Raw genomic sequence first — 4,807 nt, 5'->3', positions numbered from 1 at the left:
TATACAATAAGTCGTTCTCCCTATACTTGTGATATAGAAATATTATTACGTACTATTAAGCAAGAAGCGGACTTATTATTATGGTCAGATGGAGTAATAGCTGGCTTACATAATTCACCAATACTATATATGTTAAAAGCAGCCCCTTTAACACTTTATGCATTAAAAAATGATATTTTGGCACGTGGATTATATAATTATTTTTCAACTGATATTTTCATAATTAGTTATACTGAATTTGTCAGTTTAACCGAAAAAAATCAACAACAGATAGCTTGGTAACATATAAATTAATGTTTATATATATAGTGTTTAGGATGAATATCAAATGGCAACAATTAATCAATTAGTACGGCATCCACGTAAAATAAAAGTAACAAAAAATAATGTTCCAGCGCTCGACCATTGTCCACAAAAACGTGGAGTATGTACTCGAGTATATACTACTACACCAAAAAAACCAAATTCAGCTTTACGTAAAGTTTGTCGTGTCCGTCTGACTAATGGTTTTGAAGTAACTTCTTATATAGGAGGAGAAGGTCATAATTTACAAGAACATTCGGTAATATTAATTCGTGGTGGTCGTGTAAAAGATCTTCCAGGTGTTCGTTATCATACTATTCGTGGTGCTCTTGATTGTTCCGGCGTAAAAGATCGAAAAAAAAGTCGTTCTAAATACGGCGTTAAAAAACAAAAAATTTAATTAAAACGGAGTATTTTTATGCCACGTCGGCGTATTATTGGTCAACGCAAAATACTACCAGATCCAAAGTTAAAATCAGAACTGTTAGCTAAATTTATTAATATTTTAATGAAAAATGGTAAAAAATCTATTGCTGAAACAATAGTATATACCGCGCTAGAGACTTTGGCTCAACGTTCTGGTAAAAGTTACTTAGAATCTTTTGAAATAGCATTAGATAATGTTCGTCCAATTATTGAGGTAAAATCTCGTAGAGTTGGTGGATCTACTTATCAAGTTCCTGTGGAAGTTCGTTCAGTTCGTCGTAATACATTAGCAATGCGTTGGATTATAGAAGCAGCTCGTAAACGAGGAGATCAATCTATGGCTATACGTTTAGCTAATGAACTATTTGATGCTGTAGAAAATAAAGGTGCTGCTGTGAAAAAACGTGAAGATGTTCATCGTATGGCTGATGCTAACAAAGCATTTGCTCATTATAGATGGTAAAAAATAGTTAATTAAACTTACTTAGTAAGTAACTTATTTTTAACTAATAGTTAAAAATATAACTGTTTTTAATATATTATATTAAGCGCTAATCATTGAGGATTAAAATGGCTCGGATAACACCTATTATATGTTACCGAAATATTGGTATTAGTGCACATATAGATGCAGGTAAAACCACTACAACTGAACGTATTTTATTTTATACTGGTGTAAATCATAAAATAGGTGAAGTTCATAATGGTGCAGCTACTATGGATTGGATGGCTCAAGAACAAGAACGAGGTATTACTATTACTTCTGCTGCGACTACTTGTTTTTGGTCCGGTATGGCAAAACAGTTTGTACCTCATCGTATTAATATTATTGATACACCTGGGCATGTTGATTTTACGATAGAAGTAGAACGTTCTATGCGTATATTAGATGGTGTCATAATGATTTATTGTGCTGTTGGAGGAGTACAACCACAGTCTGAAACTGTATGGCGTCAAGCAAATAAATATAAAGTTCCACGTATTGCGTTTGTAAATAAAATGGATCGTATAGGTGCCAATTATTTAAAAGTGGTTGAACAACTAAAAACTCGTCTAGCTGCTCAACCAGTACCCATTCAATTAGCAATTGGAGCTGAAGATAAATTCACTGGTATTGTTGATTTAGTGAAAATGAAGGCAATACATTGGAGCGAAGCAGATCAAGGTATAAACTTTACTTACGATGATATTCCTATTGAAATGCAAGATCAAGCAGAAAAATGGCATCAACATTTAGTTGAATCAGCTGTAGAAATATCAGAACCATTAATGGAAAAATACCTAAATGGTGAACAACTTTCAGAAGAAGAAATTAAATCTAGTTTACGTCAACGAGTGTTAAAAAATCAAATTATACTAGTAACTTGTGGTTCTGCTTTTAAAAATAAAGGTGTACAAGCATTATTAGATGCAGTCATAGACTATTTACCAGCTCCTACTGATATTACTACTTTTAATTATGTCCAAAATCAAATAGCAGTAGAAATATGTAACAAACGTCACTCTAATGATCAAGAACCATTTTCAGCACTAGCATTTAAAATTGCAACAGATCCATTTGTTGGTAACCTTACTTTTTTCAGAGTATACTCAGGAATGGTAAGTTCTGGGGATATAGTGCTTAACTCAGTAAAAGAAAAACGTGAACGTTTTGGTCGTATTGTACAAATGCATGCTAATAAACGTGAAGAAATAAAAGAAGTTAGAGCCGGTGATATTGCTGCAGCAATAGGTTTAAAAGATGTTACAACTGGAGATACTTTATGTGATCCCTCTGCTCCTATTATTCTAGAACGAATGGAATTTCCAGAACCAGTAATTTCTGTGGCTGTTGAACCTAAAACTAAAATAGATCAAGAAAAAATGGGGTTTGCTTTAGGTCGTCTTGCGCAAGAAGATCCTTCTTTTCACGTATGGACAGATGAAGAATCTGGTGAAACCATTATTGCTGGTATGGGTGAACTGCATCTCGAAATTTTAATTGATAGAATGCAGCGTGAATTTAATGTTACAGCTAATGTTGGTAAACCACAAGTTGCTTATCGCGAAACTATTCGTATAACGGTTGAACAAGAAGGTAAATTTGTACGTCAATCTGGTGGTCGTGGTCAATTTGGTCATGTATGGTTACGTATAGAACCAATAGAACCAGGAGGTAAAGGATATGAATTTATAAATAAAATTGTTGGGGGAGTTGTACCTAAAGAGTACTTACCAGCAATAGATAAAGGTATACAAGAGCAGCTGAAAAATGGGGTTTTAGCCGGTTATCCAATAGTAAATGTACGTGTTACTGCTTTTGATGGTTCTTATCACGAAGTAGATTCATCGGAAATGGCATTTAAACTTGCTAGTTCTATAGCTTTTAAAGAAGGTTTTATGAAAGCTAATCCAGTTATTCTAGAACCAATAATGAAAGTAGAAGTTGAAACACCTGAAGATTATATGGGTGATGTAATTGGTGATTTAAATAGACGTCGTGGTATAATTAATGGTATAGCAGAAACTGTTACTGGAAAAATTATTAGTGCACAAGTTCCTTTATCTGAAATGTTTAGTTATGCCACAGATTTACGGTCTCAAACTCAAGGTAGAGCCTCTTATTCCATGGAATTTATTAAGTATAATGAAGCACCAAACCATGTAGCACAAGCTATTATTGAAACACGTAAAAGAAAGTAAATAAAACTAAGGAAAATTTTAAATAAAAACAAAATACTATGCAGCTTATGTAAACACATTATTAATATATATTATAACATTATTATTATAATGTGTATGTGTATAGAGTTTAAGGAACATAACAGTGTCTAAAGAAAAATTTCAACGTACTAAACCACACATTAACGTAGGTACAATAGGCCACGTTGATCATGGTAAAACTACTTTAACAGCAGCAATTACTTCAGTTTTAGCTAAAAATTACGGAGGCAATGCGCTTGCTTTCGATGAAATTGATAATGCGCCAGAAGAAAAAGCACGTGGTATTACTATTAATACTTCTCATGTAGAGTATGATACTCAAACTCGTCATTATGCGCACGTTGACTGTCCGGGACATGCTGATTATATAAAAAATATGATTACCGGAGCAGCACAAATGGATGGAGCAATTTTAGTTGTTGCTGCAACTGATGGTCCAATGCCTCAGACACGAGAGCATATACTCTTAGCTCGCCAAGTAGGTGTACCATACATTATTGTCTTTATTAATAAATGCGATATGGTTGATGATGAAGAATTATTAGAATTAGTTGAAATAGAAGTACGAGAGTTACTTTCTCAATATGATTTTCCAGGAGATAAAACACCTGTAATACGTGGTTCCGCATTACAAGCTTTAGAAAAAAATGAAGCTTGGACATCAAAAATAATTGAATTATCCCAAGCATTAGATCGTTATATTCCTGAACCCCAACGGGCTATTGATAAGTCATTTTTATTACCCATTGAAGATGTATTTTCTATCTCTGGTCGTGGTACTGTAGTTACAGGTCGTATAGAACGAGGTATTTTAAAAGTTGGTGAAGAAGTAGAAATTATTGGAATTAAAGAAACTATAAAAACTACCTGTACAGGTGTTGAAATGTTTCGTAAATTATTAGATGAAGGACGTGCTGGTGAAAATATTGGTGTTTTACTACGGGGAATCAAACGTGATGATGTCGAACGTGGTCAAGTACTAGCTAAACCTGGATCAATAAAACCGCATACTAAGTTCACATCAGAAGTTTATATTCTAAATAAAGATGAAGGTGGACGTCATACTCCATTTTTTAAAGGTTATCGTCCACAATTTTACTTTCGTACTACCGATGTAACAGGTACTGTTGAATTACCAAAAGATGTTGAAATGGTAATGCCTGGCGATAATATAAAAATGATTGTTAATTTAATAGCCCCTATTGCAATGGATGAAGGATTAAGATTTGCTATCCGTGAAGGTGGCCATACGGTTGGAGCTGGAGTAGTAACTAATATTATTGACTAAATAAGTTTTCATTCATATGAACTATTCATATAAATAATAAAAATATTTATTTCAAATAAATTATAAATATTTATGCGTTTTAATAAA

The 4,807-nt window shown here is 33.2% G+C and carries 5 protein-coding genes; all 5 read left to right on the top strand.

The window, feature by feature from the left end:
- A partial coding sequence (tusB, locus tag CEX73_RS01340) for a sulfurtransferase complex subunit TusB (RefSeq protein ID WP_101626817.1) occupies positions 1-282 on the top strand: 282 nt, incomplete at its 5' end.
- A 46-nt stretch (positions 283-328) separates the two neighbouring features.
- The gene (gene rpsL / locus CEX73_RS01335; RefSeq protein WP_101626816.1) at positions 329-703 is read left to right on the top strand and encodes a 30S ribosomal protein S12; all 375 of its coding nucleotides are present in this window, start codon (positions 329-331) and stop codon (positions 701-703) included.
- An 18-nt stretch (positions 704-721) separates the two neighbouring features.
- Positions 722-1,192, top strand: a complete 471-nt coding sequence (gene rpsG / locus CEX73_RS01330) for a 30S ribosomal protein S7 (protein WP_101626815.1) — start codon at positions 722-724, stop codon at positions 1,190-1,192.
- 107 nt (positions 1,193-1,299) lie between these two features.
- Entirely contained in the window at positions 1,300-3,411 is a 2,112-nt protein-coding gene (gene fusA, locus CEX73_RS01325) for an elongation factor G (protein ID WP_101626814.1), read from the top strand.
- A 124-nt stretch (positions 3,412-3,535) separates the two neighbouring features.
- Positions 3,536-4,720, top strand: a complete 1,185-nt coding sequence (gene tuf / locus CEX73_RS01320) for an elongation factor Tu (protein WP_101626813.1) — start codon at positions 3,536-3,538, stop codon at positions 4,718-4,720.
- Positions 4,721-4,807 lie beyond the last annotated feature (87 nt).

Origin of the sequence: Candidatus Palibaumannia cicadellinicola (assembly GCF_002855795.1) — a bacterium.
In the GTDB taxonomy this organism is placed as follows: domain Bacteria; phylum Pseudomonadota; class Gammaproteobacteria; order Enterobacterales; family Enterobacteriaceae; genus Baumannia; species Baumannia cicadellinicola_C.
This window is presented reverse-complemented; position numbering and strand designations above follow the sequence as displayed.

Coding starts and splice junctions, on each gene's coding strand:
- rpsL (WP_101626816.1), top strand. CDS start 329: ATGGCAACAATTAATCAATTAGTACGGCATCCACGTAAAATAAAAGTA.
- rpsG (WP_101626815.1), top strand. CDS start 722: ATGCCACGTCGGCGTATTATTGGTCAACGCAAAATACTACCAGATCCA.
- fusA (WP_101626814.1), top strand. CDS start 1,300: ATGGCTCGGATAACACCTATTATATGTTACCGAAATATTGGTATTAGT.